The following is a 25,606-nucleotide window of genomic DNA, read 5'->3' as shown; positions in this document are numbered from 1 at the left end:
ATCGGGACGTGGTTTTAAGTACCCGTACCGGGAGAAGCCGGACGAATGACGCCTCCCACGACCGACGGGCCGCCGGCGCCGACGACCACCCGGGAGGAGGCGTGGGTGGCTCACGCCGCGCTGCTCGACGCCGCACGGAACGCGACCGACGACGAGACGCCGTACCATCGCCCGATCGAGTCGATAGAGCGGGGGGCGGCGCTCGACGACGAGGACGTCGCCCTGCTGCGAGACGCGCTCGTCGACTATCTCGGCAACGCGCCGGTCCGCGACCGCGCTCCCGGACGAGCCCTGCTGCGTCGCACCGACGACGCGGCGGACGCGCTGTCGGGGCGCGCGTAGCGACGGGCGTTTGAAAGTCCCCCAGCCGTTACGAGCCGGCCTCCACCGCCTCGATCAGCAGTTCCGCGACGTCGACTATCTCCACGTCGTCCTCGAAGTCGCCCGTCTTCCGGCCGTCTTCGAACATCGTCGTACACATCGGGCAGGCGACGACGAACTTCTCGATGTCGGCGCCCGCGTCGGTGTCCTCGACCGCCTCCCGGAGGCGCTCCTCGCTCGGCTTGACCTCCTCGTCGTGTTCGGTCCAGAGCCCGCCGCCGCCGCCGCCACAGCAGAACGAGTCGTCCCGCGAGCGGGGCATCTCGTAGAGGTCGGCGCCGGTCGCCCTGATCAGCTCTCGGGGCGCCTCGTACTCGTCGTTGTACCGGCCGAGGTGACAGGGGTCGTGGTAGGTGACGGTGTACTCTAATTCGTCGCCGGAGAGGTCGAGTCGCCCCTCGCTCACGAGTTCTTCGACCACCTGCGTCCAGTGGAACACGTCGATTTCTCCCTCCGGGTTCCACGGCGCCTCGCGATCGAACGGCATCATCGGGTCGTCCGCGAACTCCGCGAAGTCGACCTCGGGGTACTCGTTTTTGATGGTGTTGTACGAGTGCGGGTCGGTACAGACGACGTTCTCGAACTCGCAGTCCGCGAACGTCTCGACGTGGTGCCCGGCGAGTTCGAGGTAGAGGAACTCCTCGCCTATCCGGCGGATATCGTTGCCGTCCGTCTTCTCGTCGTCGAAGAGGATGCCGAACGACACGTCCGCCTCGTCGAACAGCCGAGCGAGCGCGCGGGCCACCTTCTTGTTCCGGTCGTCGAAGCTCGGGTAGTCCCCGACGTACCAGAGGTACTCGACCTCGTTTTCGCGGGCGTCCGGGACCTCGACGTCGTCGAGGTCGTCCGCCCAGTCGCCCCGTGTCGACTGCGACTCCCCGAAGGTGTTCCCCTTCTGCATGACGTCTTGGAACACGTCCTGAAGGTTCGAGTCGACCGCCCCCTCGTCGACGAGCTGGCGGTTCATCTTCGTGAAGGAGGTGAGGTGTTCGATGTCGACCGGGCAGGCGTCCATACACGCCATACAGGACATGCACGACTCCATCGACTCGGCGTCGACCACGCCGCCCTCGTCCGCGACGATGGGGACCGTGCCGCCGTCGCTGGCGGCGGCGGTTCCGCCGTCGGTCGCCATCGTCCCGTTCCCGGGACCCGACCCGGCCACCGGGTCGTCGCTCACCGACTCGCGGTACGACTTCAGGTCGAGGATGACGTTCCGCGGGTCGAGGTTCCGGCCGACCGTGTCGGCGGGACAGGCGTCGGTACAGCGGCCGCACTTCGTGCAGGCGTCGCCGTCGAGCAGCTCCTTCCACGTGAAGTCGTCGAGCGACTCGGCGTTGGTGTGATCGAGGTCGGCGGGGACGTTCGGGAGCCGCGCGCCCGCCTGCTCGTCGCGGGCGACGACGTTGGCGAACGAGGAGATCATGTGGAACGGCTTCGCGTACGGGATCCACGCGACGAACGCGAACGCCAAAAGCGAGTGGCTCCACCAGAGGGCGCCGTATATCGCCTCGGCGCCTGCGGCGGTGAGTCCCGCCGTCTCCAGTCCGGTGGCGAGCGCCATCCCGACGAAGCTCACCGTCTCGGTCGCGCGCTGGGGCTGCCCGACCATGCTCACGCCCTCGACGAGGAAGCCGCCGACTCCGAGTGCGAAGAGGGTCCAGAGGAACGCGTCGTCCTCCAGCGAGGTGTGTTTCCCCCAGAGCCGCCCGTCGCGGTTCCGGTAGCGCCGGTAGCCGGCCATGCCGACGCCGACGACGAACAGCAGGCCGAACGCGTCGACGGCGAACTGGTAGGCGAGGTAGAAGTCACCGACCCAGAAGGACTCGCCCGTGAGCGGGCGGTAGAGGTCGATGTCGATGCCAAGAATAGTCGTCGCGACGAGTAAGACGAGGAACCCCCACAGCACGAACGTGTGCATCACGCCCGTGTAGCGGTCGCCGTCGAACTGGTTCTCGTTCGAGAGGACGGTCTTCGTCGCCGCGACGACGCGGCCCGGGAGGTTCGACAGCCGGTCTCTGGGGTCCGCGCTCCCGCGCGCGTACGCCGCGAACCGGGCGTAGACGCCATACAGGAAGACGAGGACCGCGACGGCGGCGAGCCAGTAGAACGCCGCCTTCCCCACCGGACCGATCGTCCAGAAGGTCTCTCGGGTGGCCGCCTGTAGGGGAGTCATGATCGATCACCGGGATACGGTGAGGTTAAAACTTGCCACGACGAGGTGGTCGTCGCTCGGCGTTCACGCGGTTTCGGGACCCGAGTCGCCTCCGCGGCGCCCGTCGAACGCCTCGCCCGGCGTCAGACGACCCGCAGGACCGCGGCCGCGAGCAGGCATCCGGCGAGCGCCAGCGCCGGGGCGTCGACGCGCCGGAACGCTAAGCGCGGGAGCGTCGGGTTCCACGCGAAACACCGGGCGACGAGCGCCGTCCCGAGCCGGTCGGCCCGGGAGAGCGCGCGGTCGATCCCCGCGACCGCGACGATCCGCATCCGGTCGCGGAGGGGGCGTTCGCCGCCGAGCCGCGCCCGCATCGCGGCGCGCGCCGCGAGGAGGTCGCGCCGCAGGAGCGGGAGGAACCGGAAGACGAGCGCGACGCCCGCGCCGAGGAAGACGCCCGCCCGGCCCGGGACCGTCCGCTGGACCGCCGCGCGCGACTCTCGGACCGGCGTCGACCGGACGTACGCGGCCGCGACGACCAAGATCAGGAGGACGCGGTAGCTCGCGAGCGCCGTGTCGGCCGCGCGCTCGACCCGGAACCACGGCGCGCCGAGCGTCGCGCCGGCCACGACGGGCGCGACGAGCAGGAACGGGAGCGCGACCCGATACGCCCACAGGTCGCGGGGACCGCCGTCGGCCGCGAGGAGGCAGGCGGCGGCGACGCCGGTGAGGACCGCGAGCCCCCGGGGCGTGGTGTACGCGTACGCCGCCGCGGCGAAAGCGACCTGCACGAGCAGCTTCGAGCGCGGATCGAGCCGGTGGCCGGCGGAGTCGCCGGGGACGTACGACAGCGTCATCCGTCGCTCGGGCGTGGCCCGGCGGCGGCGCCGTCGGGGACGCGCACGTCGACTCCGGGCAGCGACTCGGCGGCCGCGGCCGGCGGGGCGTCGACCGCGACGCGCCCGTCGGCCAGCCCGACCACCCGGTCGGCTATCTCGAACACGTCCCGGAGGTCGTGGGTGACGGCGACGACGCCGGTCCCCGCGCGGCGGAGCGCGCGGAGGCGGTCGACGACCGAGCGCCGCGCCGGCTCGTCGAGGCCGGTGAACGGCTCGTCCAAGACGAGGTGGTCCGGCTCCATCGCCAGCGCGCCGGCGATCGCGACGCGCTCGCGCTCGCCGCCGGACAGCGACGCGATCCGGTCCGTCCCGCGGCCGGCCATGTTGACGGCGTCGAGCGCGGCCTCGACGCGGCGGTCGATCTCGGCGTGCGCGAGGCCGAGGTTCTCCGGGCCGAAGGCGACGTCGGCGCCGACGGTCGCCGCGACGAACTGGTCGCGCGGGTCCTGAAACACCATCCCGACCGCGGTCCGGGCCGCGACGAGGTCCTCGTCGACCGGGGTCCCGTTCACCGAGACCGTCCCGGCGTCGGAGTCGACGAGGCCGTTGAACGTCCGGACCAGCGTCGTCTTCCCGGAGCCGTTCGCGCCCGCGACGATCAGGAACTCCCCGTCGGGGACGGAGAGGGAGACGTCGTCGACGGCGGTGACGCCGTCGCGCCCGTCCGACCCGCCGTACCGACAGGTGACGCCGTCGACCTCGATCACGGCGACGACCTCACTCGGCCGCGATCGCGTCGGACCGGACGATACCGACCGCCGCGGCCATCTTCGCGCCCTCCGCGGGGAGGAAGACGACGGCCCCCTGAACGAACGACTCGACGAGGGTGAGCTCCAGCGTCAGGTAGAGGCCGACGACGCCCATCGCGTAGACGACGACCGTTCCCGCGGCCATCGCGCCCACGAGGGCCGGGGCGGAGACGGCGTCGAGGTCGCGGAGCCGGGCGCCCCGGTGGACGACCGCGCCCACGAGCGCGGCCGCGATCGGGTACGACCAGAGGTACCCGGCGGTCGAGCCGACGAGCTCTCCGAACCCCGCGGCGCCGCCGGAGAACACCGGCGCGCCGAGCGCGCCGGCGACGAGGTAGAGGGCGAGCGCCGCGCCGCCCCAGACCGGGCCGAGGAAGATCCCGGCGAGGAACACGCCGAGCACCTGAAGCGTGACCGGCGCCGGCGACACCGGGAACGGGAACGATACGTACGCGAACGCGCCGACGAGCGCCGCGAACAGCGCGGCGCGGGCGAGGTTCGTCGCCGCCTCGTCGCCCACGAGGTCGACGGACTCCGTGTTCGTTGCCATGGCTCAACGGATTCGTAAACCCACTTCAACGTAGCGGTTTACGAGTTCGGAGCCGGCGGGACGGGAGCGACAGGAGCGACACACAACCGTTCCGAGCATCGAGAGAGTCCCTCGATAATCCTCAGATAATAACGTTCATGCCCGGCCGGCGTCCACGACGCGAGTATGCCGAAGATAAGCGTCGAGATCCCGGCGGAGCTGCTGGCCGACCTCGACGAGCACGTCGGTGACGACGGGAAGTTCGTGAACCGGAGCGACGCGGTGCGCGCCTCGATCCGCAAGAACCTCGACCTGCTCGACGAGATCGACGCCCGCCACGACCGGCTCGACGACGAGGGGCCGTCGACCGCGGCCGGATCGGGAGGGGGGAGCGATGAGTAGCCGGACGGCAGCCGGCGGTCAGGGCGGTCCGTTCCGGACCGACCCGCTGGACCGGTCGGCGGTCGCGGCGGTCGCGCTGATCACCCTGTTCACGGTCGCGCTCGCGACCTCGCAGCTCACCGCCGCGAAGGTGCTCGCGCTGCCGCTCCCGTTCGCGCTGCCGGTCGTCGGCCCGGAGATCATGCTCCCGGGCGCCGCGCTGGCGTACGCGCTCACGTTCCTCGCCTCCGACTGCTACGCGGAGCTGTACGGCCGGCGGGCGACGCAGGTCGTCGTCAACGTCGCGTTCCTCGCGAACTTCCTCGTGTTGGCGCTGGTGTGGTCGACGCTCGCGGCGCCCGGGGACGACCCCGGGGTGTCGGCCGCCTTCCAGACCGCGCTCGGGCCGGCGGCGAACATCGTCGCCGGGAGCCTGCTGGCGTACGTCGTCAGTCAGAACTGGGACGTGTTCGTCTTCCACGCGATCCGCGAGCGCACCGGCGAGGGGATGCTGTGGCTCCGCAACATCGCGTCGACGGCGACGAGCCAGGCCATCGACACCGTCATTTTCGTCGGCGTCGCCTTCTACGCGGCGCCGACCCTGTTCGGCGTCGGGATCGCGTTCGAGCCGCCGGCGCTGCTCGCGCTCGGACTGGGCCAGTACCTCCTCAAGCTCGCGATCGCCGCCCTCGACACGCCCGTCGTCTACCTGATCGTCGGCGCGGTCCGGAACTGACGCGACCGGCCGCGCTCGGTTCCCGTCCGCTCTCCCTCCCGACTCAGGCGACCGCCAGCGCCCGGGCCGCCCGGTCGGGGAGGTCGACCGGGACCTGCTCGAAGGAGTCACCCGCGTCGCGGGTGACGTAGAGTCCGCGGTTCGAGAGCGCCCAGACCTCTCCGTCGGACTCCCCGGACGCCAAGGCCGCGCGGTGCGTGCCCTCGCCGGTCGGGAACCCGCTGCCGTCGAGCCGATCGAATCCCCCGTCGCGGCGGTAGCGGTACAGGTACGCCTCGCCGCGGCGGTGAGCGGCCGTCGCGTCCTCGGCCGCGCTGACGAGCGCCGTGTCGGGGTCGCCGGGGTCGACCGCGAGCCCCCAGACGTAGCCGTGGTCGAGTCCCCCGTCGCGGACGCGCCACGACTCCCCGCGGTCGTCGCTCTCCGCGAAGCCGTCGCCGGCGGCGGCGTAGACCCGGTCGGGCGCGTCGGGATGCGTGGCCATCGCGTGCGTGTCGCGGCGCGACCCGGCCGGCCGGTCGGTCCACGTCTCGCCGCCGTCGGGCGTCACGACGAGCGCGCCCGCCTCGATCCCGAGGAGCAACCGCCCCGGGTCGGCCGGCGACGGCTCGATCCACCGGACGTGGTGGGTGTCGGGACGGGGCGGGAACGACCACTCGGACGCGGACGGGACGGCGGTCAGTCCGCCGACGCGCTCGGCCGTCCCGCCGCCGTCCGCGGAGCGGTACGCCCGCGACGGCTCCGTGCCGATCCAGACGACCGCGGGGTCGTGCGGACTGGTCGCGACCGCGGTCACCGCGTCCGGCCCGGCCCCCTCGGGGCCGAGCGTCGCGGCCGCCACGCACGCGAACCGGTTCCCGCCGTCGACGGAGCGGAACAGCCCCGCGTCGGCCGTCCCCGCGAGGACGCGGGGGCCGGCGGCCGCGTCTCCCTCCCCGGCCTCGTCCGCCGGGAGGCCGGGGTGCGCGGCGGAGAGGCACTCGACGCGCTGGCCGGAGAGACGCGTCTCCGCCGCGCCGCTCGCGGGGTCGACGATCCGGAGCCCGTCGTCGTAGGCCGCGTAGACGCGCATGGGTCGGAGTTCGACCGCGAGACTCAAAAGCGTACGCCGGTCTCGGGGCGAGCCGAGGCGCCGGTGCGGCGACGCCGCCCCGCCGGCCCCGGGCCGCCGAGCCGAGCGTCGGTGAGCCGGGCTCCACGAGCGCAAGAGACTTACCGCCCGCTCCCGTGCCAAACGTACGCATGGATCTTCGCGTACAGGGGGACGTTCCCCCCGACCCGTTTCTCGGCGCCGCGGACCTCTTCGAGACAGAGCGCTCCGTGGAGGCGCCGGTCCGCGTCGTGGTCCGCGAGGACCCCGACGAGCGGACCTGGGCCGGCCACTACGACGACCACCACGTCCTGAACGTCTCGCGGCGGGCCGCCACGAGCGCGATGGCGCGCGAGCTGGCGATCCACGAGCTGGCGCACATGGCGCGCTACGAGGAGGGCCACCCCTCCCACCTCCAGTCGACGGAGGAGGCGCTGTACCTCGGCCTCTCCGGCGAGAAGGTCGAGCGCCGCAAGCTCGCGCACTGCTACCAGATCGCGAACCACATGAAGGACATATACGCCGACGACATCACGCTCTCGGTGGCGCCCGCGGACAAGCTCCTCGGCTTCCTCGAATCGACGCTCGCGGCCGCGGTCGCGGACCGACCCGACGTGTCGCGCACCGGCTCGCCCCCGGTGACGGCGGGCGCCGACCCGGAGATAACGGCCGTCAACGCCGCGTTCGCGCTCGCCCTCGTCGAGCGCCACGACATCGCCGGCCTCGACCACCGCATCTACGACCTCGCGCGCGCGGCCGGCAGCGACACCGACGCCGTCGACGTCGACGCGTTCAAAGACAGGTTCCTCGACCTCGGCCACGACCCCTCCGAGAGCGACTACCGGAAGGCGCTCGTGGCCGCCGCCCGCGCCTACGCGGTTTAAAATCACAACGCGCCATACGGACGGTCGAGTTGTGGACGACGCCTTTCCGAGACGAGACCGACCGCGACGATTACTTATAAATGAACGCTGTGCGGTGGCGCGTGCCGACGAGCGGCCGCCACCGGTGGCCGCGAGTCGCACGCGCGAGGGAGTCGCGAGCGAAGCGAGCGACGAGGCTGGGGAGGCGTGAGGTGCGGGGCGGTGCTGGGCGGGGCGGGACTCAAAGGGGCAGTCGCCGGCGGCTTCGCCGCCGGCTGTCACCGGGCGAAGCCCGGTTGCCAGAGGGACGGAGTCCCTCGCTGCCCGTGCCGCGTAGCGCCTCGCGGCTGGGGCTTTGGCGGTGGTCTCCGCCGATCTACGGTCAATTATTTATAAGTAACCGGCTGGGACTTCGGCCGTGTTTGCGACTGAAACGCCGGCAGCCGTTTATAAATAGTCGCTCCGGTCTCCGAAACGCACCTCGACCACCTCTTACTCCGCGTCGTTCCGCGCGGGTCCGCCGTCGCCGTCCGCCTCGGCCGTCCCCCCCTCGCCCGTCGAGTCGGTCGTCTCCACCGGCGCGGTCGAGTCCCCCTCCGCGGCGGCGCCGTCGAGGACGGTGACGCGCGCGGACATGATCCGGGTGTTGTCGACGCGCTCGATCCGGATCCGGATCTGGTCGAACTCGATCTCCTCGCCCTCCTCGACGAGGCGCCCGGCGCGGTTGAACACGAAGCCGGCGAGCGTCTCGAACTCCTCGCCCTCCGGGAGGTCGATGCCGAGTATCTCGTTGACCTCGTCGATGTTCACCTCGCCTTGGACGACCGCGACGTTCTCCTCGACGAACTCCACCGGCGCCTCCTCATCGCCCTCGAGGATCTCGCCGACGATCTCCTCGACCATGTCCTCTAAGGTGATGATCCCCTCGGTAGTGCCGAACTCGTCGATAACGGTGACCATCTGGAGGCGGTTCTCCTGCATCTCCGCGAGCAGTTCGTCGGCGTTCTTCGACTCGGGAACGTGGAGGGTGGGCTTGACAACGCGCTCTAAGGAGGGCGTCCCCTCGGAGTAGCGCAGCTCGCGGACCAGATCCCGCACCGTGACCACGCCGATGATGTTGTCGAGGTTGCCCTCGTACACGGGAACGCGCTCGTGGTCGGCCTGGATGCACGTCTCGATCGCCTCCTCGACGGAGTCCTCCTTCGCGACCGCGGTGACGTCGAGCCGCGGCGTCATCACCTCCTTGGCGATGGTGTTGTTAAATCGGAAGATGCGGTCGAGCATCTCCCGCTCCTCCTCCTCGATTACCCCCTCGCGCTCGCCCGTCTCGATGATGTCTTGGATCTCGTCGCGGGTGACGTACGTCGACTCGATGGCGGCCGAGCCGCCGATGAGGGCGTTGACGCCCTTGACTATGTAGTCGAAGAGGACGACGAGCGGGTACAGCGCGTACTCGGAGAGCTTCAGCGGGCGGGCGATCCGGAGCGCCCACGACTCGGTGTTCTCGACGGCGTACGACTTGGGCGCGCTCTCGCCGAAGATCAGCACGAGCGTCGTGATCCCGAACGTCGTCGCCAGCACCGACTGGCCCCGCGAGAGGTAGATCCCGAACAGCGCGGTGGCGATGGAGGTCATCGCCACGTTGACGATGTTGTTGCCGACGAGGATCGTCACCAGCAGCCGATGCGGGTTCTGTTTCATGTCGCGGATCGTCTCCGCCCCCGTCACCCCCTCGTCGACGAGGCTGTCGATGCGGTGTTGCGGCAGCGAGAACATCGCGATCTCGGACGAGGAGAAGAACGCCGAGAGCCCGACCAACACGAGGATCGCGACGGCGCCGAGGACGGTCACGACGCTATCGCCCGGCATCGGTAGCTGGAGGAGGTCGACCACCGGCGCGCTAGACGACAAGCCCATATTCGTTTGTCATCCGTCGCCCCGCGATTAAAGCGTTCCCTTCGGCTACCCTCGACGCGCCCCGATCGACGCCGGGGTCCGCGTCTCGACGGCCGCGAAGGCCCGCCGCGGCCGAGGGGTGCCGCTGCCGACACGATTACCCGTCTCGCGAGCGAATCGCGGGACATGAGCGAGCCACAGATCACCCTGTACCGGCTCCAGGCGTGTCCGTTCTGCGAGCGCGTGGTCCGGACGCTGAACGAGTTGGACGTGGAGTACCGCTCTCGGTACGTCGAGCCGATGCACTCCGAGCGCAACGTCGTCAAGCGCGTCTCCGGCGCCCGGAGCGTGCCGGCCATCGTCGACCGCGAGACGGGCGTCACCATGTCCGAGAGCGCGAACATCGTCGAGTACCTCGAAGGGACCTACGGCGAGGGAGGTGCCTGAGATGCCCGACTTCGACGTCGTCTCCCTGCCCGAGACGGACCACGTCGACGAGGGCGACACGGCGCCCGAGTTCACCCGCCCGCTCGTGAACGACGAGTACTGGGAAGACCGCGCGCTTTCAGACGTCGTCGACGGGCCGACGCTCCTGCTTTTCCACCCGATGGACGGCGCCTTTCAGGGGACGTACCTCTACAACACCGTCGACGACAACGGCTGGGCCGACGACGTCGACGTGCTCGGCGTTTCCGTCTCGACACCGTACGCCCACAAGCGCCTGCTCGCTGACCGCGGCGACGGCGTCCGGATCTTCTCCGACCCGGGCGCGGGCGTCATCGAGGAGTACGGCCTCGCACAGGATATCGACGGCATGACCGGGATCACGGAGAGCCGACCGGCCGTCTTCCTGCTCGACGCCGACCGCACCGTCGAGTACGCGTGGGTCGCGAACGAGCACCCCGAGTTCCCCGACGCCGATGCGATCGGCGACGCGGTCGCCGACCTCGTCGACTGATCGGACCCGCGCTCGTCGACCGGAGCGGAACTCACACGCTCACACGTCACCCTTTTTCAACTCGGCGCCGAACGGTCGCCCGTGACAGCCGACACGAGCGACGACCGACCGGACCGATCCGACGAGCTGCGCGCGGCGGCCGCCGCCGTCGACCGTGGTGACCTCGTCGTCTACCCGACCGAGACGGTGTACGGGCTGGGCGCTGACGCGCTCGACGCCGACGCCGTCGAGCGCGCCTTCGAACTGAAGGGCCGCGACCGGTCGAACCCCCTCTCGCTCGGCGTCGCGAGCGTCGACGACGCACTCCGCTACACCCGCCCGACGGAGCTGGCCGTCGCCTTCGGACGGGCGTTCCTCCCGGGACCGGTGACGGTCGTCGTCCGGCGCGGCGACCGGGTGCCGGACGCGCTCACCGCCGGGCGCGACCGCGTCGGGATCCGGGTGCCGGACCACGACCTCGCGCGGGCGCTGCTGGCCGAGACCGGCCCGCTCACCGCGACGAGCGCCAACGTCTCGGGCACCGGCAGCGTCACGGACCCGAGCGATCTCGACGAGCGGATCCGCGACGGGGTCGCCGCCGTGATCGACGACGGGGAGGCGCCCGGCACGGAGAGCACGGTCGTCGACCCCGAGGCGGGGACGATCCACCGGCGCGGCGCGATGGCCGGCGCCGTCGAGGCGTGGCTGGCGGACCCGCCGGTAGACGAGTGAGGAGAGCCGGCGGAAAGCGCTCGTTCGGACCGGTCAGACAGACAGCTCGCCTTTCGCCTTTATCACGTCGAGGTCCTCGGCGTCGACCGTTTCGACGTCGAGCCAGTGAGGGACGTACTCGCGTTTGTCGTACGCCTCGCGCTCGTCCTCCGTGCCGACGGTACACCAGAGCTGCGGCTCGTCCGGACCGTGCCAGCCGCCCTGAACGTTGATACCGAAACAGACCAGCTCCTCGCCGTCGTGCTCGATCACCGCGTCCTTCCGAATGTCGGGGTCGCCGCGGATGATGAGGTGGTGCATACGCCGGGGTTCGCGTGTTCCGGGCTTAATCGCTTCGATAGTGAGGATCGGATCGCGACCGCGCCCCGCGCGAGCGGGCGGAGTGGGTGGGTGCACCGCCGGCGCGCGCCGTCACCCGCTCACCCGGAGTAGTAGTACTCGCCGTCGCGCTTCTGCTGGCTGTCGAGCTGCGACCCCGGCTTGTTGATCCGGGGGCGGCCCGTGCGCTCGTCGCGGCGGAAGGTGATCTCGAGGTCCGCGAGAAACTCGTTCATCCCGTCTCGCATGTCCTGCGGCGGCGCGGCGCGACCGCGCTCGGCCGGCTCGCCGTCGAACACCATCAGGCGGTCCGCGAGGAGGTCGATCATGTAGATGTCGTGGTCGATCACCATCACCGTCGCGTCGTGGTTCTCGGCGTACCGGCGGATCGCGGTCGTCGCCCGCACGCGCTGCTCGACGTCGAGGTGCGCCGACGGCTCGTCGAGCAGGTAGAGGTCGGCGTCGTCGGAGAGGCAAGCCGCGATGGCGACGCGCTGCCGCTCCCCGCCCGAGAGGTCCGAGAGGTTCTGCTCCATCACGCGGTCGAGCTGGAGGGGCTGCGCGATCTCCGTGTTCCAGTAGGAGGAGCCGAACTCGTCGGTGATAGACGAGAGGAAGGCGTCGACCCGCATGTGCTGGTCGATGTCGATGTACTGCGGCTTGTAGGAGATGTCGAGCGCGAAGTCGAGTTCGCCCTCGTTGGGCTCCAGATCGCCCGTGAACAGCTGCGCGAGCGTCGACTTCCCGATCCCGTTCGGGCCGACGACGCCGAGCACCTCGGAGCGGTTGATCTCGCCGCCCTCGACGTGCAGCTCGAACTCGCCGTCGCCGTACGACTTCCGCATGTCGGGGTACTCGATCAGCGTCTCGCTCCGGGAGGCGACCCGCGGCGCGTGCTCCTCGAAGGTGATCGCGGACGGGCGGATCCGCATGTTCTCGTTGTCGAGGTACCCCTTCAGGTACTCGTTGATCCCGTTGCGGACCGACTTGGGGTCGGTGATGACCCCGTACGCGCCCGGCTCCCCGTACGCGACGTGGAGGGTGTCCGCCAGCAGGTCGAGGATGGCGAGGTCGTGCTCGACGACGAGCATCGACCGGTCCGCGGCGTCGTCGTCCGCCAGCTCGCGGATGAGCCGGGCGACGATCATCCGCTGGCCGATGTCGAGGTACGGCGTGATCTCGTCGAGGAAGTAGAAGTCGGCGTCGCGGGCGAGACACGCCGCGATGGCGACGCGCTGGAGCTCGCCGCCGGAGATGGAGTCGATGTCCTGGTCCATCACCGGCCGGATGTTGAGCCGGTCGACGAGGTCGTCGAGCGCGCCGCGCTCGTCGGTCCGCTCCAGCAGCTCGCGGGTGTTGCCGTCGAACTGGTTCGGGATCTGGTCGACGTACTGCGGCTTGCGCGCGACGGTCACGTCGCCCTCCTTCAGCGATTCGAGGTAGTTCTGGATCCCGGTGCCGCGGAAGCGGTCGAGCACGCGCTCCCAGTCGCCCTCGGCCGCGTAGTCGCCGAGGTTCGGGACCATCTCGCCGGCGAGCGCGTGGACCGCGGTCGACTTCCCGATCCCGTTCGGGCCGAGGATGCCGGTGACGCTGCCCGGCTCCGGCGTCGGGAGGCCGTACAGCGAGAACGCGTTGTCGCCGTAGCGGTGGACCGGGTCGTCGTCGAGTTCGGAGGGCAGGTTGATGATCTCGATGGCGTCGAACGGGCAGGAGTTGACGCAGATACCGCAGGTCTCGCCCAGACAGATCTCCTCGGAGATGTGGATCTGGTCCGGGTCGCCCTCCTCCGCGTCCTCGCCGCGCTTCGTGATACACTCCTTGCCCGTCCGATTGGGCGGGCAGTCCTTCATGCACTCGTAGTTACAGCGGTCGGGCTGACACCGGTCGAGGTCCACGACCGCGATGCTGTCGTCGGCCATCTCAGACCCCCAGATCGACGGCGGATGTCAGCAACACGGTGTAGCTGATGAACCAGAGAGTGAACGTGAGAAACGCCACGTAGAGGTTGTCCTTGATCCCGAGGTCACCGACGCCGACCGCCTTGAATATCGGGTACTGGGCGATGACGAACGCCCCGAGCACGAAGACCGCGGTGGTGCTCGCGGCGGCGGCGGGGTCGGTCCCGACGTAGACGGCCGAGACGACGCCGGCCGCGATCCCGGCGAGACAGCAGATGGTCGTGACGACCACGCCGCGGGCGTGGTCGGACAGGCCCGAATCGTCGCTCATGCCTTCGGATCCGCGAGCGCCCGTGAAAAACCGTTCGTTCCGGCGGTCGACCGGGTCGCGACGGCTCGACGGCGCGGGCGACTCCGGAGGCGAGCGCGGCGCGCGCGAGCCGAATCGCTGACTGACTGGTCAGTCTAGCGGGCAGAAACCAGAGATAGTTGCTGGTTTTTGCGGCAAGATGCGGCGTATATCTCCGGTAAACGGCGTTTCAGCGGGAATACTCCATCAACATTTATCACCGTGTGCGGTTTCGAATCGTAACGATGGAAGGAACTCAAACGGAGGGCCTCGACGACCTCCCGCCGAGCGCCAAGCTCGTCTTCAAGGTGCTCGAGTACAACGGACCGCTGACCCAGAAGGGGATCGTCCAGGAGTCGATGCTGTCGGCTCGCACCGTCCGATACGCGCTCGAACGGCTGGAGGGCATCGGCGTCGTCGACGAGGACGTCTACTTCGCGGACGCCAGACAGAACCTCTACAAGCTCACGGAGCCGGCACAGGAGTTCACGGCCGACGAGAGCGAGGCCTCCTGCACTGCCGACTGACGCGACGCCGTCGACGCCTCGTTCGATTCTGCGCTCTGTGTCTCTTCCTCTCCGGTCCGCGGTGTCGACTACTCCGGACCGTCGGGTCCGTCCGCACGCGCGCCGCGGACCGCCGCCGCTATCGTGAGGACGACGGCGACGAACAGCGCCGACGTCGCCGCCAGCACGAACGCCAACAGGAGGAACCAGACGTCCGGGCCGAAAAGCGGGTAGTCGCGGGCGTCTATCACGGGCCCGAGCAGCTCCAGCGTCCTGACGAGGTACAGCAGGACCGCGAGCAGCGCGCCGACCGCCGTCCCGATCCGAACGTTGCGGTAGAACGACAGCGACTCCAGTAAGACCAGCATCGGCGGTTTCGAGCGCTCGTCGGTCACGGCGAACGGTACGGCCGGCGGCCGCAAAGAGCCATCGGAACGCGGCGGTGGACGGCCGATTCCTCACGATCGAAACGGACGTACGAAGGCCTGACAGCGTTAGTGACAGCCGTCAAGTGGATCGGCGGAGAAGCGCGACGTATGCCCAGAGTCGTGCTGTCGGCGTTCCCGATGATAGACCCGGAGACGTACCGCGAGGTCCTCGCTAACGCCGTCGACGAGCCGGTCGATATCGAGGTCGCGGAGCTGGGGTCGACCGAGCGGCTGATCGAGGCGGCGGCCGGCGCCGACGCGGTCGTCACCGACATCAACACGCCCGTCACCGAGGCGGCGCTCGACGCCACGGACCTCGACGTCGTCGTCCGGTCGGCGGTCGGCGTGGACAACGTCGACGTCGCCGCGGCGGCGGAGCGCGGCGTGACCGTCACCCGCGTGCCGGACTACTGTACCGACGAGGTGGCGACCCACTCCGTCTCGCTGCTTTTCGCCTGTCTGCGCTCGCTCAAGCCGTACGACGACGCGGTCGCGGCCGGCGGGTGGAGCTGGGAGGACGGGCGGCCGGTCCGCCGCGTGAGCGCGTCGACGATCGGACTGCTCTCGTTCGGGCCGATCGCCCGGCGGGCGGCCGAACAGCTCTCCGGGTTCGGCGCCGACCTCGTCGCGCACGACCCGTTCGTCGACGCCGAGGAGATGGCCGAACACGGCGTCGAGAAGGTCGACTTCGAGGGGCTGTTCGACCGCGCGGACCACGTCGGCGTCTACGCTCCCCTGACGGACGCGACGCGGGGAATCGTCGACGCGGACGCGCTGGAGCGGCTGAGCGAGGACTCGGTCGTCGTCAACGTGAGCCGCGGCCCGGTCGTCGACGCCGACGCGCTGCTCGGCGCGCTGGAGGCGGACGATATCAAGGCGGCCGGTCTCGACGTGCTGGCCGAGGAACCCCCGGAGGACGACCCGCTCGTCGGCCGGGCGGACACGGTCGTGACGCCGCACGCGGCGTGGTACAGCGAGGAGGCGAGAGACGACCTGAACCGAAGCGGCGCGAACGACGTGGCGGCCGTGTTGAACGGCGAGACGCCGGACGGGCGGGTCGACCCCGACGCCGACTGGCTGTAGCGCGGCGGCGAGTCGCGGCGGGGGATGACCGGCTACAGGCGGTCGAGCGCGTCGAAGTCGTCGTCTTCGTCGAGCGGATCGGAGCTGCCGGAGTCGTCCGAGCCGTCCGAGTCGTCGGGAACGAGGGAACCGCCGTCGTCGCCGCCGGGGTAGCTCGCGTCGAGTCCCGCGGCGAGACCCGGACCGAGGTCGTAGGTGTCCCGGACCGTCTGCGCGAGGACGCCGTCGCGGTCGAAGACGACGTAGACGGCGACGAACTCGTGTGCCGCGGGGCGTAACACGAACACCTCCCGCGGGTCGTCGTCGTCCCGTGAGTCGTTCACGCGCGCGACGAGCGGCTCGACCGGGAGCCGCCCCGTGCGGACTTCGTCGAAGGTGTCGCTACCGGGCGCGTCCGCGAAGAGGTACAGCGCGCCGTTGGGGTCGCCGTCGTTCGACCGCGTCGTGATCGAGCCGACCGGCTCGCCCTCGGCGCGGATCTGCCGCCAGGTCTCGACGGCCGCCTCGAACATCCCCTCGATACCGTCCGCGAAGCGGAACCGCGTCTCGCGGACGACCGCGACCTCGCGGAACCGCGCGGAGCCGTCGGTCCACGCCAGCGTCGCGTCGACGACGAAGCCGGGCCGAAGCGCGTCGACCGCGTCCGCGAGGTCCTCCTCGTACCCCTCGGCGGTTGCGTAGAGCGGGTCGTATCGGTCCCCGGCGTCGGGGTCGGTCGGGTCGACCGGCTCGTCGGCCAGTTCGACGAGGACGAACTCCTCGGTGCCGTCGGCGCCGGCGGCCGCGGCGGCGGAACCGGCTTCCGGGGGGTCGGCGGGCGCGTCCGCGCCGTCGTCGATGTCCGGCCGCTGGCGGCGGTCGTGGACGCGGAACCGGCCGCTCGTCGTCGGGTCCATACCGGGAGGTGGGGCGGAGCGCGGAAAAGCCGGTCGGAAGCGGGACGGCGAGACCGTCGCTCGCCGCCCGCGGATCCGTGTCGTTATGGGGCGGGCGGCCCAAGGAACCGGTAAATGGGGATCCTCGAGGACAAGTCGAACGCCCGGCTCTTCTACAAGTACCTCTCGAAGGTGTACGACCGGGTTAACCGCTTCAACTGGACCGAGGAGATGCGGGCGGAGGCGCTCTCGTGGCTGGAGTTCGGCGACGACCCGAAGGTGCTCGACGTCGGCTGCGGCACCGGGTTCGGCACCGAGGGCCTGCTCGAACACGCCGACGACGTCCACGGGCTCGACCAGAGCGTCCACCAGATGGAGAAGGCGTTCGAGAAGTTCGGGAAGCGCGACCGCGTGAACTTCTACCGCGGCGACGCCGAACGGCTCCCGTTCCGCGACGACGCCTTCGACGTGGTCTGGTCGTCCGGCTCCATCGAGTACTGGCCCAACCCCGTCGAGGGGCTCCGGGAACTCCGACGGGTGGCGAAGCCCGGCGGACAGGTGCTCGTCGTCGGACCGGACTACCCGCACAACCCGATCCTCCAGCGGGTGGCCGACGCGATCATGCTGTTCTACGACGCGGACGAGGCCGACCGGATGTTCGAGGCGGCCGGCTACGAGGCGTTCGAACACCACATCCAGCAGGCGACGCCGCAGAGCCCGCGGGCGATCACGACCGTGGCTCGGGTCCCGGGCGGCGACGAGACGGACGACCGCGAGTAGGGCCGAACAGAACCATTTCTCCGCCGGGTCGCGCCCTCACCCCGGTTCGACGACCGTCTCCAGCGACGCGACCGGTCGACCGTCGACCGCGATCCGCACGGTGACCGTCCGGCCCGGTTCGAGCGTCGGGTCGTTGGTCCCGGCGACGCGGAACGTCGCCCGCTCGCCGGGGCGCCACGCGCCGTCGCCGGCGGCGTTGAACGGACCGGTCGGGCCGGGGTGGAAGCCGGCCGCCGAGAAGAACGGGACCGGCGGCTGCTCGGCGAGCGGTTCGCCGTCGACGCGGACGCGGACCGTCGCGGCCGCGACGTCGATGGGGTCGCCGCCGCGGTGGTCGATCGAGATCCGGTCGTCGGTCGCGGACAGCGACAGGGCCGCCGACGGCGGCACCGTCGCGCTCGGGCCGTCGAGCGTCGCGGCCGCGACGCCGCCGGCTAACGCGACCGCGATCGCGATGAGCAGCACGCCCGCGACGGGCGCCATCCCGCGGGCGCGACGAGTGACTGGTGACACGGCGGCGCTGGGGCGGTTTCGGATAAAAGGGTCGGCCCGGCGCTCACTCGTCGTCGATCGGTCTCGGCGTCGGGAGGGGTTGGATGTCGCCGACGACGACGACGCGGGGCTCGTCGACGACCGTGATGCGGTACGGCTCCGCCGGCGAGAGCGTCCGGACGACGCCGTCGTCGTCGGTCGCGCCGATGGCCTGGCTGTCGCCGTCACCGACCGATTTGGTGACGGTGACGTCGGGGACCGGGTCGCCCGTCTCGTCGTCGAGGACGGTGACGCTCACCGGCCCGCCGGGGTAGGTCCGTTCGACGGTGACGTTGAACCCGTCGCCGCTCTCCGAGACGGGTTCGCTGTCGGGGAACGCGGAGAGATCGATGCGCTGGTGCTCGACGAACACCTGCTCGGTCCCGCCGCTGACGAAGGTGCGGAGCGTGCCGAAGTCGTGCGGGATCGTGATCCGCTGGACCGCGCCCGCGCCGAACGCGTCCGGCTCGCGGAGCGACGCCGTCTCCGGGTACGCCGCCTCGGTCACTTCGATCGCCAGGTCGTTCGAGATGGGACCGCCGCCCCGGTCCCAGCGGTCCGTCCGGAACGCCTCGCGGACGTACTCGCCGTCGACGACGGTGGCGAGCACGACCGCGCCCTGGCTCGACGCGACGTACACGTCGGTCGGGGACGACTGCCCCCTGGCGGTCGCGAGCGCGTGGTCGCGGACCGGTCCCTCGTACACCTGTAGCGCGACCTGAAGCTCGTCGAGCCGGCTGGGGGAGCTGAATCCGTCGGTCCCCTCGGCCAGCGCGTCGAGCTCGTCGAGGCGCTCGTCGTACTCGCGGGCGGTCGCGGACACGCGGACGAGCTCGTCGACCAGTTCGCGGTCGGACAGCTCTCCGGCGGCGTGCGCGGTGAAGGCGTTCGCCTGCCGGCTGTTGAGCGCCACCTCCGCGCGCTCGACGCGGTTTATCTCCGCGAGGATCTGCTGCTGTCGCTCGACGGTCGACTCGGTGGTTTCGATCCGGCGGACGACGGCGGCGGTCTCGACCGCGGCGTCGGCGTCCGCGGTCGCGAACCCGAGCGAGGAGCCGAGGTCGGGGCCGCGGGCGTACGTGCCGACGCGGGTCTCCGCGCCCGACGGCGTCGACAGCGTCCGGAGCGTGAGGTTCGCTCGGTCGACCTGCGGCGTCGGGACCTGTCCGGCGACGGGGGACGGCGAACCGGAAGCGAGGGTCGGATCGGCAGAGGAGGCCGGCCCGGCGGACGATGACGAGTCGACCGGCGACGTGCCGGCGGACTGCGGGGCGCCGCCCGGCGCGGCGACGGGGGCGACCGGCGCCACGAACAGCAGGACCGCGACGACGGCGACGAGGAGGGCTCTCATCGTGCGACGATTCGCCCCGCGATACAAAAAGTCCACCTACTGCGGGCGGTCGCCCGGCGGCCCGCGGGGAGAGCCGGACGGGCGCGGCGGGCACGTCGGGGGGCGAGACGGGAGTTCGACCGGGCGTCCCGTCGAAAAACAGCGTATGGAAAGCGTTTTGCCGGGTGCGCGAGTGACCCGAGACGTATGCGGAACCCCGCTCTCCGCGTGCTTCTGGTCGCGGTCGTCGCGCTCGCGCTGATCGCGAGCGCCGGCGGCGCGGCCGGCGGCGCGGCCACGATCACCTCCTCCCCCGACGCGGACAGGACGGCTACCTCCGCCGCCGCGGCCGAGGCTCTCCCCGCCGCCGCGGGCAGCGCCGGTTCGTTGGACGAGAGAGCGGCCCTCGTCGACCGCGACGCCCGAGACGGTAAAGAGTCGCTCGGAGACAGTCCGGGAGCGGTCCGGCCCCAGACGGAGGACGACATCACCTCGCCGTCGACGACTCGGATCCGGATCGGGTTGAGCCCCGACCGCAGCGCCGACTGGACCGTCGCGGTGCGATACGCGCTCGCTGACGAGAACGAGACCGCCGCGTTCGAGGCGGCCGCCGAGCGCTTCCGCGACGGCGAGGTCGGTCCGGACAGCGAGCTGTTCGAGGGATTCCGCCGCGAGGCGAACCGCAACGTCGATCGGTCGATGACGATCCGAGACGTCGACCGCGAGGCCGTCGTTCACGACGACCCGGACGAGTACGACGTCGCCACGGAGGAGTCGGCGGCCGTCGGGGAGCTGCGGCTGACGTTCACCTGGACCGAGTTCCTCGCGCAGGACGGCGAGAGCCTGATCCTCGGGGACGCGCTGACGACCCCGGGCAACGAGACGTGGCTGCGCAGCCTCGAAGCCGGCCAGACGCTGGAGGTGTCGACGCCGGAGGGGTACACCGTCACCGGAACGCCGAGCACGGCCGTCGCGCGGCTCTCGGACGGCGACGTGATAATCGATGGCCCGCAGACGTTCGACGGCGGCGAACCCGTGGCGATCGTCTACGGCCCGGCGGGAGCGGGGGCGCCGCCGTGGCTGCTGCTGACCGGCGCGGTCGCGCTCGTGGCAGCCCTCTTCGCCGGCGTCGTCTGGTACCGACGGAGCGACTCCGAGGACGGCGGAGCCGACGAGGCGGCGTCGGGCGGCGGGAACGCGCCGAACGGCGACGACCGCGGTCCGACCGGGGCCGTCGACCCGGACCGGGCGGAAGGCGACGCGGGCGGTGCGGGCAGCGCCGCGACCGACGACTCAGGCGACGAGGACGGTCCGGACCTCTCGCTGCTCTCCGACGAGGAGCGCGTCGAGCGGCTCCTCAACGAGAACGGCGGGCGGATGCGACAGGCCGACATCGTCGCGGAGACCGGCTGGTCGGACGCGAAGGTGTCGCAGCTGCTCTCCGCGATGGCCGACGAGGGCCGCGTCGAGAAGCTCCGGCTGGGGCGCGAGAACCTCATCTCGCTGCCCGACGGCGAGGAGGGCGACGGCGATGCGGACGGCAAGGGCGGTTCGGAGGGGTCCGCTCGCGGCGACGAGCGCGGGACCTGACCCGGGAGCCCGAACTCGCCCGAACGGCGCGGAAACCGTCGTTCCGCGGTCGACCGTTCCGAAAACCATTACAGGGCGAGCGACCGAGTATCGATCATGAAGGTTCTGGTGACCGTCAAGGAGGTCGCGGAGGCGGACGACGACTTCGCGATCGAGGGAACAGACATCGCCGAGTCCGACCTCGAGTACGACCTCAACGAGTGGGACGACTACGCCGTCGAGGCCGCCGTCCAACTGGCCGAGGCCGGGGTCGCTGACGAGGTCGTGACCGTCACCGTCGGCCCGGAGCGCGCCGAGGAGACGATCCGCATGGCGCTCGCGAAGGGCGCCGACCGCGCGGTCCGCGTCTGGGACGACGCGCTCGGATCCGGGTTCCCCGACGTCGCCTCGAAGGTCGACCTGTTCGAGGCGGTCGTCGACGAGGAGGAGCCGGACCTGATCCTCGGCGGCGTCCAGGCCGCCGACACCGGGTTCGGCGCGACGGGCGTCGCGCTCGCGGAGCGGATCGGCTTCGAGCACGCCGCGGTCGTCAACCACCTCGACGTGGACGCGGACGCGGGCGTCGCGCACGTCCACCGCGAGCTCGAGGGCGGCGTCGAGGAGCTGACCGACGTCGACCTCCCCGCCGTGTTGACGGTCCAGACCGGACTCAACGAGCCGCGGTACGCGAGCCTGCGCGGGATCCGGCAGGCGCAGCGCAAGGAGATCGCCGCGACGGACCTGTCCGACCTCGGCCTGACCGACGCCGACGTCGAGAGCGCGCTGACGATCACCGAGATGTACGAGCCGGAGAGCGAGTCCGACGCGGAGATCATCGAGGGCGACGCCGGGGAGTCCGCTAGCCGCCTCGCGGAGGTCCTCCGCGAGAAGGGGGTGAGCGCGTGATGGCCGACGTGCTCGTCGCCGCCGAACACCGCCGCGGGTCGCTCCGTGACGTCACGTACGAGGCGATCACCGCGGGCCGGGAGCTGGCCGACGAACGCGGCGGCGACCTCCACGTGGCCGTCGTCGGGGGCGACGTCGACGGGTTCGCGGAGGACCTCGACCGCGAGGGCGTCGACGCGATCCACACCGTCGCGGACGGCGAGGAGTTCGACCACAACGCCTACCAGACCGCGGTCTCGACGCTCGCGGACCGGCTCGACGCCGGCTCGGTCGTGGCGCCGAACTCCGTCAACGGACTCGACTACGTCCCGGCGCTCGCGGAGGACCTCGGCGTTCCGGTCGTGACCGACGCGGTCGGGATCGAGTACGACGACGGCCTCACCGTCACCCGGGAGATGTACGGCTCGAAGGTCGAGACGACCGTCGACGTCGCCGGCGACCGGTTCGTCCTCACCGTCCGCGGCGGCGAGTGGGCGCCCGCGGAGGGGGTCGGTGACGCCACCGTCGAGTCGGCCGACGTCGACATCCCCGAGTCGGGCGCCCGCGTTACGGGCTTCGAGGAGGTCGGCGGCGGCGACGTCGACATCGCGGACGCCGACGTGCTCGTCTCGGTCGGGCGCGGCATCGAGGAGGAGGAGAACCTCGAACTCGTCGAGGACCTCGCGGACGCGCTCGGCGCGACGCTGTCCGCCTCGCGGCCGATCGTCGACAACGGCTGGCTGCCGAAGAACCGGCAGGTCGGCCAGTCGGGGAAGGTCGTCACGCCGGACGTGTACGTCGCGATCGGCATCTCCGGCGCGGTCCAGCACGTCGCCGGCATGAAGGGGTCGGACACGATAATCACGATCAACACCGACCCGAACGCCCCCATCTTCGACATCGCGGACTACGGGATCGTCGGCGACCTCTTCGACGTGGTGCCCGAGCTGATCGACGAGTTCGCCTAGATCGGCAACACCGAACTCGCAACGGGACGAGAGTCGGGCTTTCGGACGGCCGTCCGCCGGACCACCGCCGGAGAAACACCTATCACGGTCGTCAGGAATATGACGACCATGCCACATATCCGAGGGACGATTCACGGCTTCGCCGCGATGGTAACGCTGGTCGTCGGATCGATGCTGACGAACACGATCCGCGCGGAGTTCGAGCTGTTCGCACAGATCGCCGCGACGACGAGACACCTGCTCATCGACGTCGCGGAGCTACCGGTCTCGCGGGAGATCGCCGAAGTGGTCGTCCCCGTCGGCGTGCTGATGGGCGTCTGGGTGTTCGCCTACGAACTCCAGCGGCTGGCTCGGAGCGACTGACACGGAAGGAGACGGGCCAGTCTCGGTTCGTTTATCACCCCGCCGACCCTCAGATCGGACAATGAGCGAGGCCGACGAGCAGGCGGCTGCGACCGCGACCGGGCGGGAGATCTGGATCGAGAAGTACCGGCCCCAGACCCTCGACGACATCCACGGCCAAGAGGAGGCCGTCGAGCGGCTTCAGAGCTATATCGACCAGGACGACGTGCCCCACCTGCTTTTTTCAGGGCCTGCGGGCGTGGGAAAAACCACCGCGGCGACCGCCATCGCTCGACAGGTGTACGGCGAGGAGAACTGGCGCGGCAACTTCCTCGAACTCAACGCCTCCGACCAGCGCGGGATCGACGTGGTGCGCGACCGGATCAAGGGGTTCGCGCGCTCGTCGTTCGGCGGCGACTTCCGGATCGTGTTTCTCGATGAGGCGGACTCGTTGTGCGTGCCGCCGGGGACCGATGTCGTCACGGGGTATCCGTCGAATCCCGAGGTGAAACCGATCGAGGAAGTGAGTGCGGAAGGAGAACCGATCCCGTCCGTCGATTTCGAGACCAACGAGGTACAGTCCGACAAAGGGAAGCTCGTCGACTCCGGTACCGCGGACTTCCTCGAAGTGGAACTGGAAGACGGTCGAACCACGATCGCGAGTCCGACGCACCCGTTCTTCGTGGTCGGCGGAGACGGGAGGCTCGTAGAGAAAGAGCTCAGAGAACTATCGTCGGGAGACGAAATCGCGGACTTCAAAGACGATATCGGCGTGTCTCAGTGCGAGATCTGTGAGTCCTGGACGGCAGGACGCTTCTGTTCCGTCGAGTGTAAAAATGAGGGCCACAGCCAGGAGATGCGCGGGGACGGAAATCCGATGTACGGGACCGAGTGGTCCGACGAGCGGCGGGAGAAGATCGTCGAAAAGCTATCGGACGGTCGATTTGCCGGAAGTAACAACCCGAATTACGGCGGGAATTTCCACGGAGTCCACGTCATGGAGATGGACGAAGAGACCGTCGAACAGTTTCGCGAGACGATCAGCGAGATGCGGTCTGGAACCTCGTGGGAGGAGTGGGTCGTCGACGCGGATCCCGACGAGGTGAAAGCAGACATCGGTGCGGCCACGGTCAAGTGGTGGGAAAGCTTGGACGACGACGAGAGGCAGGCGGTAATCGACAAGAGCGTCGAAAACTGTGATTACCCCGTCTGCGACATCACCGGCGACAACAATCCGATGCGTGACCCGGAGGTCGCCCAGAAAGTCTCGGAGGCGTTGAAGGGGCACGAACCAACCGGAGGAGGGAACATCAGACACAGCGACGAGCTCGGGCATCTGGTTCGGTCCGACTGGGAGTACGATGTCGCGGAGGCGCTACAGGAGGCAGGCATCGACTACGAGTACGAACCGGCGTTCGAGTTGTCCGACTCCGTGTACCATCCCGACTTCTTACTCGGAGACACGGTGATCGAGGTCAAGGGGGTCGCCGAGCTGTGGGGACGGACCGAGAAAGTCGAAGAGTTCCTCGAAACGTACGGAGACGAGTACACGTACGTCGTCGTCGGCGACGGCGCCATGCCTCACGACGAACATTACGAGAAAGAAGAGTTCGAACCGGCGGTCGTCGCCGACGGCGGAGTCCAGAGCGTTCAGACGGTAGCGATCGACAGCATCGAGTACAGTCATCGCGGCAAGGCGTACAACATCACCATGGAGGACACTCCAAACTTCATGCTCGCGAACGGGGTGTTGACGCACAACACCGACGACGCCCAAGCAGCGCTCCGCCGGACGATGGAGCAGTTCTCCGACAACACCCGCTTTATCCTCTCGTGTAACTACTCGTCGAAGATCATCGACCCGATCCAGTCTCGCTGCGCCGTCTTCCGGTTCTCGCCGCTCTCGGACGAGGCGGTCGGGGGGATGATCCGCGAGATCGCGGCCGCGGAGGAGATCGAGGTGACCGACGCGGGCGTCGACGCCCTCGTCTACGCGGCCGACGGCGACATGCGCCGCGCGATCAACTCGCTCCAGGCGGCCGCGACGACCGGCAACGTCGTCGACGAGGCGGCGGTGTACGCGATCACCGCCACGGCCCGCCCGGAGGAGATCGAGTCGATGGTGACCGACGCGCTGGACGGCGACTTCGCGCGGGCGCGGTCGACGCTCGACACCCTCCTCACGGAGACGGGGATGGCCGGCGGCGACGTGATCGACCAGCTCCACCGCTCCGTCTGGGAGTTCGATCTGAGCGAGCGCGAGGCGGTGCGGCTCATGGAGCGCATCGGTGAGGCCGACTACCGGATCGCGGAGGGGGCCAACGAGCAGGTCCAGCTGGAGTCGCTGCTCGCCGCGCTCTCGTTGGACGAATAGCGATAGACTGGTTTCGGAT

27 protein-coding genes and 3 pseudogenes are annotated in these 25,606 nt (G+C 70.1%); 17 read left to right on the top strand and 13 right to left on the bottom strand.

Annotation, left to right across the window (positions count from 1 at the left end; genetic code table 11):
* The first annotated feature begins 45 nt into the window (after positions 1–45).
* Positions 46–342, top strand: coding sequence for a hypothetical protein (locus tag KI388_RS00845; RefSeq protein WP_215087540.1), 297 nt, complete (start codon positions 46–48; stop codon positions 340–342).
* A gap of 28 nt (positions 343–370) precedes the next feature.
* Here KI388_RS00845 and KI388_RS00840 read toward each other — a convergent pair whose 3' ends face one another.
* From KI388_RS00840 to KI388_RS00825, 4 genes are all read right to left on the bottom strand, one after another.
* Complete coding sequence (locus KI388_RS00840) at positions 371–2,557, bottom strand: (Fe-S)-binding protein (RefSeq protein ID WP_215087539.1); 2,187 nt, start codon at positions 2,555–2,557, stop codon at positions 371–373.
* Positions 2,558–2,679: 122 nt separating this feature from the next.
* Entirely contained in the window at positions 2,680–3,393 is a 714-nt protein-coding gene (locus KI388_RS00835) for a CbiQ family ECF transporter T component (protein WP_215087538.1), read from the bottom strand.
* Positions 3,390–4,142, bottom strand: a complete 753-nt coding sequence (locus KI388_RS00830; protein ID WP_215087537.1) for an ABC transporter ATP-binding protein — start codon at positions 4,140–4,142, stop codon at positions 3,390–3,392. Before KI388_RS00830 ends, KI388_RS00835 begins: the two co-directional genes overlap by 4 nt.
* Before the next feature lie 10 nt (positions 4,143–4,152).
* On the bottom strand, positions 4,153–4,734 hold the full coding sequence (locus KI388_RS00825) for a biotin transporter BioY (protein ID WP_215087536.1): 582 nt from the start codon (positions 4,732–4,734) through the stop codon (positions 4,153–4,155).
* 165 nt (positions 4,735–4,899) lie between these two features.
* Here KI388_RS00825 and KI388_RS00820 point away from each other — a divergent pair, with 165 nt between their 5' ends.
* Positions 4,900–5,115, top strand: coding sequence for a type II toxin-antitoxin system ParD family antitoxin (locus KI388_RS00820; protein ID WP_215087535.1), 216 nt, complete (start codon positions 4,900–4,902; stop codon positions 5,113–5,115).
* Positions 5,108–5,830, top strand: a complete 723-nt coding sequence (locus tag KI388_RS00815) for a queuosine precursor transporter (RefSeq protein WP_215087534.1) — start codon at positions 5,108–5,110, stop codon at positions 5,828–5,830. The genes KI388_RS00820 and KI388_RS00815 overlap by 8 nt, the downstream gene beginning before the upstream one ends.
* 43 nt (positions 5,831–5,873) lie before the next feature.
* Here the strand turns inward: KI388_RS00815 and KI388_RS00810 are convergent, their stop codons facing one another.
* Complete coding sequence (locus KI388_RS00810) at positions 5,874–6,902, bottom strand: hypothetical protein (protein ID WP_215087533.1); 1,029 nt, start codon at positions 6,900–6,902, stop codon at positions 5,874–5,876.
* Between the two features lie 170 nt (positions 6,903–7,072).
* On the opposite strand from KI388_RS00810, the gene KI388_RS00805 reads away from it, so the two are divergent.
* Positions 7,073–7,804 carry a DUF5781 family protein gene (locus KI388_RS00805; protein WP_215087532.1) on the top strand — a complete coding sequence of 244 codons (732 nt, stop codon included), beginning with the start codon at positions 7,073–7,075 and terminating at the stop codon, positions 7,802–7,804.
* 471 nt (positions 7,805–8,275) lie between these two features.
* Here the strand turns inward: KI388_RS00805 and KI388_RS00800 are convergent, their stop codons facing one another.
* The gene (locus KI388_RS00800; RefSeq protein WP_215087531.1) at positions 8,276–9,700 is read right to left on the bottom strand and encodes a hemolysin family protein; all 1,425 of its coding nucleotides are present in this window, start codon (positions 9,698–9,700) and stop codon (positions 8,276–8,278) included.
* Positions 9,701–9,865: 165 nt separating this feature from the next.
* Here KI388_RS00800 and KI388_RS00795 point away from each other — a divergent pair, with 165 nt between their 5' ends.
* The 3 genes from KI388_RS00795 (at position 9,866) to KI388_RS00785 (ending at position 11,348) form a co-directional block, all read left to right on the top strand.
* Positions 9,866–10,126: a glutathione S-transferase N-terminal domain-containing protein gene (locus KI388_RS00795; protein ID WP_215087530.1), complete on the top strand. Its 261-nt coding sequence runs from the start codon at positions 9,866–9,868 to the stop codon at positions 10,124–10,126.
* 1 nt (position 10,127) lies between these two features.
* On the top strand, positions 10,128–10,637 hold the full coding sequence (locus tag KI388_RS00790) for a redoxin domain-containing protein (RefSeq protein ID WP_215087529.1): 510 nt from the start codon (positions 10,128–10,130) through the stop codon (positions 10,635–10,637).
* An 81-nt stretch (positions 10,638–10,718) separates the two neighbouring features.
* On the top strand, positions 10,719–11,348 hold the full coding sequence (locus KI388_RS00785; RefSeq protein WP_215087528.1) for an L-threonylcarbamoyladenylate synthase: 630 nt from the start codon (positions 10,719–10,721) through the stop codon (positions 11,346–11,348).
* A 33-nt stretch (positions 11,349–11,381) separates the two neighbouring features.
* On the opposite strand, the gene KI388_RS00780 is transcribed toward KI388_RS00785, so the two are convergent.
* From KI388_RS00780 to KI388_RS00770, 3 genes are all read right to left on the bottom strand, one after another.
* Complete coding sequence (locus tag KI388_RS00780) at positions 11,382–11,648, bottom strand: HAH_0734 family protein (protein WP_137686977.1); 267 nt, start codon at positions 11,646–11,648, stop codon at positions 11,382–11,384.
* Positions 11,649–11,767: 119 nt separating this feature from the next.
* Entirely contained in the window at positions 11,768–13,588 is a 1,821-nt protein-coding gene (locus tag KI388_RS00775; RefSeq protein WP_215087527.1) for a ribosome biogenesis/translation initiation ATPase RLI, read from the bottom strand.
* A gap of 1 nt (position 13,589) precedes the next feature.
* Positions 13,590–13,898: a hypothetical protein gene (locus KI388_RS00770; protein ID WP_137686975.1), complete on the bottom strand. Its 309-nt coding sequence runs from the start codon at positions 13,896–13,898 to the stop codon at positions 13,590–13,592.
* A 263-nt stretch (positions 13,899–14,161) separates the two neighbouring features.
* On the opposite strand from KI388_RS00770, the gene KI388_RS00765 reads away from it, so the two are divergent.
* A complete protein-coding gene (locus tag KI388_RS00765) occupies positions 14,162–14,443 on the top strand; it encodes a helix-turn-helix domain-containing protein (RefSeq protein WP_004598013.1) in 282 nt (93 codons plus the stop codon).
* Positions 14,444–14,511: 68 nt separating this feature from the next.
* Here KI388_RS00765 and KI388_RS00760 read toward each other — a convergent pair whose 3' ends face one another.
* Complete coding sequence (locus KI388_RS00760) at positions 14,512–14,790, bottom strand: hypothetical protein (protein WP_215088704.1); 279 nt, start codon at positions 14,788–14,790, stop codon at positions 14,512–14,514.
* A 168-nt stretch (positions 14,791–14,958) separates the two neighbouring features.
* On the opposite strand from KI388_RS00760, the gene KI388_RS00755 reads away from it, so the two are divergent.
* Positions 14,959–15,933, top strand: coding sequence for a C-terminal binding protein (locus KI388_RS00755; RefSeq protein ID WP_215087526.1), 975 nt, complete (start codon positions 14,959–14,961; stop codon positions 15,931–15,933).
* 32 nt (positions 15,934–15,965) lie between these two features.
* Here KI388_RS00755 and KI388_RS00750 read toward each other — a convergent pair whose 3' ends face one another.
* The gene (locus tag KI388_RS00750; protein ID WP_215087525.1) at positions 15,966–16,829 is read right to left on the bottom strand and encodes a DUF6663 family protein; all 864 of its coding nucleotides are present in this window, start codon (positions 16,827–16,829) and stop codon (positions 15,966–15,968) included.
* A 114-nt stretch (positions 16,830–16,943) separates the two neighbouring features.
* Between KI388_RS00750 and KI388_RS00745 the strand changes: the two genes are divergently transcribed.
* Positions 16,944–17,588 (top strand): methyltransferase domain-containing protein, encoded by a 645-nt coding sequence (locus tag KI388_RS00745; protein WP_215087524.1) that lies wholly within the window; start codon positions 16,944–16,946, stop codon positions 17,586–17,588.
* A gap of 36 nt (positions 17,589–17,624) precedes the next feature.
* On the opposite strand, the gene KI388_RS00740 is transcribed toward KI388_RS00745, so the two are convergent.
* Both KI388_RS00740 and KI388_RS00735 read right to left on the bottom strand, forming a co-directional pair.
* Complete coding sequence (locus tag KI388_RS00740; protein ID WP_215088703.1) at positions 17,625–18,071, bottom strand: type IV pilin; 447 nt, start codon at positions 18,069–18,071, stop codon at positions 17,625–17,627.
* Between the two features lie 73 nt (positions 18,072–18,144).
* Positions 18,145–19,470, bottom strand: coding sequence for a hypothetical protein (locus KI388_RS00735; protein WP_215087523.1), 1,326 nt, complete (start codon positions 19,468–19,470; stop codon positions 18,145–18,147).
* 186 nt (positions 19,471–19,656) lie between these two features.
* On the opposite strand from KI388_RS00735, the gene KI388_RS00730 reads away from it, so the two are divergent.
* The 7 genes and pseudogenes from KI388_RS00730 to KI388_RS15540 all read left to right on the top strand — a co-directional run.
* The gene (locus KI388_RS00730) at positions 19,657–21,039 is read left to right on the top strand and encodes a helix-turn-helix domain-containing protein (protein WP_215087522.1); all 1,383 of its coding nucleotides are present in this window, start codon (positions 19,657–19,659) and stop codon (positions 21,037–21,039) included.
* A gap of 96 nt (positions 21,040–21,135) precedes the next feature.
* Positions 21,136–21,924 (top strand): electron transfer flavoprotein subunit beta/FixA family protein, encoded by a 789-nt coding sequence (locus tag KI388_RS00725; protein ID WP_215087521.1) that lies wholly within the window; start codon positions 21,136–21,138, stop codon positions 21,922–21,924.
* Positions 21,924–22,871, top strand: coding sequence for an electron transfer flavoprotein subunit alpha/FixB family protein (locus KI388_RS00720; RefSeq protein WP_215087520.1), 948 nt, complete (start codon positions 21,924–21,926; stop codon positions 22,869–22,871). Before KI388_RS00725 ends, KI388_RS00720 begins: the two co-directional genes overlap by 1 nt.
* Positions 22,872–22,979: 108 nt before the next feature.
* The gene (locus KI388_RS00715; protein WP_215087519.1) at positions 22,980–23,234 is read left to right on the top strand and encodes a hypothetical protein; all 255 of its coding nucleotides are present in this window, start codon (positions 22,980–22,982) and stop codon (positions 23,232–23,234) included.
* A gap of 61 nt (positions 23,235–23,295) precedes the next feature.
* A pseudogene (locus KI388_RS15170) lies at positions 23,296–23,667 on the top strand (AAA family ATPase); the annotation flags it as partial.
* Positions 23,641–24,915 (top strand): annotated as a pseudogene (locus KI388_RS00710) (replication factor C small subunit); the annotation flags it as partial. The pseudogenes KI388_RS15170 and KI388_RS00710, both read left to right, overlap by 27 nt.
* Before the next feature lie 60 nt (positions 24,916–24,975).
* Positions 24,976–25,587: pseudogene (locus KI388_RS15540) on the top strand (replication factor C small subunit); the annotation flags it as partial.
* Positions 25,588–25,606 lie beyond the last annotated feature (19 nt).

The organism is Halorubrum sp. 2020YC2, assembly GCF_018623055.1.
In the GTDB taxonomy this organism is placed as follows: domain Archaea; phylum Halobacteriota; class Halobacteria; order Halobacteriales; family Haloferacaceae; genus Halorubrum.
This window is presented reverse-complemented; position numbering and strand designations above follow the sequence as displayed.

What these genes read in the sequence shown, in the direction of transcription:
- KI388_RS00795 (WP_215087530.1), top strand. Translation starts at nt 9,866, where the DNA reads ATGAGCGAGCCACAGATCACCCTGTACCGGCTCCAGGCGTGTCCGTTC.
- KI388_RS00825 (WP_215087536.1), bottom strand. Translation starts at nt 4,734, where the DNA reads ATGGCAACGAACACGGAGTCCGTCGACCTCGTGGGCGACGAGGCGGCG.
- KI388_RS00760 (WP_215088704.1), bottom strand. Translation starts at nt 14,790, where the DNA reads ATGCTGGTCTTACTGGAGTCGCTGTCGTTCTACCGCAACGTTCGGATC.
- KI388_RS00775 (WP_215087527.1), bottom strand. Translation starts at nt 13,588, where the DNA reads ATGGCCGACGACAGCATCGCGGTCGTGGACCTCGACCGGTGTCAGCCC.
- KI388_RS00750 (WP_215087525.1), bottom strand. Translation starts at nt 16,829, where the DNA reads ATGGACCCGACGACGAGCGGCCGGTTCCGCGTCCACGACCGCCGCCAG.
- KI388_RS00810 (WP_215087533.1), bottom strand. Translation starts at nt 6,902, where the DNA reads ATGCGCGTCTACGCGGCCTACGACGACGGGCTCCGGATCGTCGACCCC.
- KI388_RS00765 (WP_004598013.1), top strand. Translation starts at nt 14,162, where the DNA reads ATGGAAGGAACTCAAACGGAGGGCCTCGACGACCTCCCGCCGAGCGCC.
- KI388_RS00715 (WP_215087519.1), top strand. Translation starts at nt 22,980, where the DNA reads ATGCCACATATCCGAGGGACGATTCACGGCTTCGCCGCGATGGTAACG.
- KI388_RS00745 (WP_215087524.1), top strand. Translation starts at nt 16,944, where the DNA reads ATGGGGATCCTCGAGGACAAGTCGAACGCCCGGCTCTTCTACAAGTAC.
- KI388_RS00790 (WP_215087529.1), top strand. Translation starts at nt 10,128, where the DNA reads ATGCCCGACTTCGACGTCGTCTCCCTGCCCGAGACGGACCACGTCGAC.
- KI388_RS00730 (WP_215087522.1), top strand. Translation starts at nt 19,657, where the DNA reads ATGCGGAACCCCGCTCTCCGCGTGCTTCTGGTCGCGGTCGTCGCGCTC.
- KI388_RS00815 (WP_215087534.1), top strand. Translation starts at nt 5,108, where the DNA reads ATGAGTAGCCGGACGGCAGCCGGCGGTCAGGGCGGTCCGTTCCGGACC.
- KI388_RS00720 (WP_215087520.1), top strand. Translation starts at nt 21,924, where the DNA reads ATGGCCGACGTGCTCGTCGCCGCCGAACACCGCCGCGGGTCGCTCCGT.
- KI388_RS00755 (WP_215087526.1), top strand. Translation starts at nt 14,959, where the DNA reads ATGCCCAGAGTCGTGCTGTCGGCGTTCCCGATGATAGACCCGGAGACG.
- KI388_RS00780 (WP_137686977.1), bottom strand. Translation starts at nt 11,648, where the DNA reads ATGCACCACCTCATCATCCGCGGCGACCCCGACATTCGGAAGGACGCG.
- KI388_RS00820 (WP_215087535.1), top strand. Translation starts at nt 4,900, where the DNA reads ATGCCGAAGATAAGCGTCGAGATCCCGGCGGAGCTGCTGGCCGACCTC.
- KI388_RS00805 (WP_215087532.1), top strand. Translation starts at nt 7,073, where the DNA reads ATGGATCTTCGCGTACAGGGGGACGTTCCCCCCGACCCGTTTCTCGGC.
- KI388_RS00840 (WP_215087539.1), bottom strand. Translation starts at nt 2,557, where the DNA reads ATGACTCCCCTACAGGCGGCCACCCGAGAGACCTTCTGGACGATCGGT.
- KI388_RS00845 (WP_215087540.1), top strand. Translation starts at nt 46, where the DNA reads ATGACGCCTCCCACGACCGACGGGCCGCCGGCGCCGACGACCACCCGG.
- KI388_RS00835 (WP_215087538.1), bottom strand. Translation starts at nt 3,393, where the DNA reads ATGACGCTGTCGTACGTCCCCGGCGACTCCGCCGGCCACCGGCTCGAT.
- KI388_RS00740 (WP_215088703.1), bottom strand. Translation starts at nt 18,071, where the DNA reads ATGGCGCCCGTCGCGGGCGTGCTGCTCATCGCGATCGCGGTCGCGTTA.
- KI388_RS00800 (WP_215087531.1), bottom strand. Translation starts at nt 9,700, where the DNA reads ATGGGCTTGTCGTCTAGCGCGCCGGTGGTCGACCTCCTCCAGCTACCG.
- KI388_RS00725 (WP_215087521.1), top strand. Translation starts at nt 21,136, where the DNA reads ATGAAGGTTCTGGTGACCGTCAAGGAGGTCGCGGAGGCGGACGACGAC.
- KI388_RS00770 (WP_137686975.1), bottom strand. Translation starts at nt 13,898, where the DNA reads ATGAGCGACGATTCGGGCCTGTCCGACCACGCCCGCGGCGTGGTCGTC.
- KI388_RS00735 (WP_215087523.1), bottom strand. Translation starts at nt 19,470, where the DNA reads ATGAGAGCCCTCCTCGTCGCCGTCGTCGCGGTCCTGCTGTTCGTGGCG.